We start from the raw sequence: 2,756 nt of genomic DNA on the forward strand, positions 1-2,756 counted from the left end.
AAATAAAGCAATAAGTTAGAATTAATTTGAAAGTTAAATTAGGTTACTTTTCTCTAACTAGGTTTATATCTTTAAGAAAAATATCTAATTTAGTTATAGAGTTTTTTAGAGTCATTGATCGATTATAAGTTAAAAATTTTATCTCTTATGTCATGAATAAGTGGAGTCATGAATAAGTTTATGAACTTATAAGGTGAATAAAGACAAGGATATAAATATTGAGCAACATTTAGAACTAGTTTGTAGTTTTATTATAACTTTTAGAAGAGATGAGAAATAAATATATAGCGGGAAGCATATGTAGAGGGTAACAAGAAATATATGTAAACAAATAGCATCAAAGATATGTAAGCAAATAGTATCAAAGATATGTGAAAATATAACAGCAAAGATATGAAAATATATAACAGAAAGGATGTATAAATAGAGAGTTAGAGCAATAGGTAAAATGGGAGCTAAGAACAAAAGCTTATTAGAAACTGATGACAAAAAATCTGCTTGAGGTTAAGAAAAAACTCTTTTGAAAAAAGAAAGTTAGCAAGATAATTTCAGAGCTAACTTGAGGTTTGTGATAAAATGAGAGGGATCTTTGATCTATTGGTGTGTTTATGTCTCGTAATTTATCAGACTCACAAATACCAAAGAAACAAGATAAGCATTTAGAATATTACCAAGAGCAAAGTAACTGTGCTAGTACAGATTATGTAGATATTGATAATACCTCAACTATAGACACAAGAGAGGCAAGTTTAGATACCGGCAAAGTTGGCTTTGAAGAGATCTCTCCTTTTCAGCAACAATTACAAGAACAACTTCCTGCAGGTATTTGGTTCTTTACCCTGATGTACTTTCTTTGTATGTTTGCTGGTTTTGTGAATAATAGTTTTGCTCCTGCCATTGAGGGAATGACTGCTGCTTTTCAGGTGAAAGTAGCTGCTATTACTGCGATTATTTCTCTGTACACCATAGGTAACGGAGCTGGTCAGCTAATTTGGGGACCGATTATGGATCGCTGGGGGCGTAAAGCGGTAATCTTAATCTGTGGCTATATAGGGATTGCTCTTAATCTTTGGTTAATGAATGCAACTAGTTATGCTGAATTAGTTTGGATTCGTATTCTACAAGGCTTAAGTTTTTCTGGTTTAGGAGTTATTCCAAGTATTATTATTCGAGATTGCTTTTCCGCAAAGCGTTATGCAATCTATAGCTCGATAATGTCGAGTCTTTTTGTTTTTACTCCGGTTATCGCTCCTTTAATTGGGGCATGGATTTATATTTATTTAGGTTGGCAGGCAATCTTTGGGATTTTATCTTTAGTAATCCTGATTGTTCTTATTTGCTTTGCTCAATTTATTCCTGAAACTCTAGAGCCAAGTAAGCGTCAACCCTTACAAGTAAAGCTAATTGCTCAAAAATATGGAGCAATTTTTAAAAGCAAACGTTCTTTAGGCTTAATTGTCATTAACAGCATTTTTACGGTGTCAACGGTGGTAATGCCAACAATGTTGCCAATGGTATATATTGTTGATTATCATGTAGCACCTGAAAATTTTGCGTACTTAGTATTGATTAATACTATAGTTATGGCAGTAGGTTTACATATAAACTCAACTCTCCTTAAATTAGGTTATAATCCCGCAAAAGTTTGGTTGTGGGCTTCGATCTTACAAGCTGTGTCAACCTTGGTAAGTTTTTATGTAATTTTTAGTGGGGTAACTTTAATTGGGATTGTTGTGGCTTTAGCTTTAACCGTATTCTTTACTTCTTTTGTCATTGGGAATATGACTTGCTTATTCTTCCTTGACTATAACAATATGATTGGAACTGCAAGTTCGATTTTTGTTTCTACTCGTTTATGTTGTGCGGGATTGATTGTTGCATTACTTGCTCATATTCCGAGTTTTAATGGTGTAACTCTTTTACTCATTAATGCAAGTACTTTAATTATTTCTGCAATCTTGATCATCCTTTATTATCGCAAGTTTAGACCAGATATTCGGGTAAAACAAAACTCTGATTATTTTGTCCAAGGACGTGAAGAGCAGTAAAGCTATTGATAATGTTATCAAGTTATCTTTTGTTTTGTTATATATTATTCCTGTTAATTAATGGCTAGAACCTAGGTTCTAGCCATTAATATTTTTAAGTTTTTAATCTTTTGTTATAAGCTTAGCCCCTTTTAAAAGTAATAATATAGTAGACGAACATCTATCTAATTATATGGTGGGGAGTAAGAGAATAGATGATGAATAATTATAAATTGGAGTGATGAATAATTATAGAGTGAATGATAAATTAAAAATGTTATTTAGTTAGGTGATTTTTATCAAGAGCCCAAAAAATAGAGATCCACTGATAGTCAAAACTATACCTTGAGTATAAGAAAATTTTCTGATTGTTGAGAAAAAGCCTAGAAAATCTAGGGATATTTTCTTAATCTTATAAGAAGATATGGGATTAATTAACTTTGTGATTGCTTTTTTAAGGTATTTTCTCCAGAAGGTTGAGAATAAAGTTTAGATTTTTTTCTTTGAAAATTAAATACTTTTTTCTTTGAACTGTGGTAAAATAAGCGTAGGAAAAAGTAGTAAATAGAAGAGCATTTTTCTTCATATAATTGTGCTCTTGCTTTACAGATTTTTTAGGTTATTGAATAATCTTATAATCTATAAAATTTTTTGAGGTTTTTCCTAGTGGTGCAAATCTTTATCAATTTTTTGATGTTGGTAATTTTTTATTTGAGGACTATATAGTAA

General features: G+C 31.0%; 1 protein-coding gene. It reads left to right on the forward strand.

Features of this window, described 5'->3' with window-relative positions; all coding sequences use genetic code 11:
• Nucleotides 1-608: 608 nt before the first annotated feature.
• A complete protein-coding gene (locus CKF59_RS06670) occupies nt 609-2,048 on the forward strand; it encodes an MFS transporter (protein ID WP_119535165.1) in 1,440 nt (479 codons plus the stop codon).
• Nucleotides 2,049-2,756 lie beyond the last annotated feature (708 nt).

It is taken from the genome of Psittacicella gerlachiana (assembly GCF_003585965.1).
Taxonomy (GTDB): Bacteria; Pseudomonadota; Gammaproteobacteria; order Enterobacterales; family Psittacicellaceae; genus Psittacicella; species Psittacicella gerlachiana.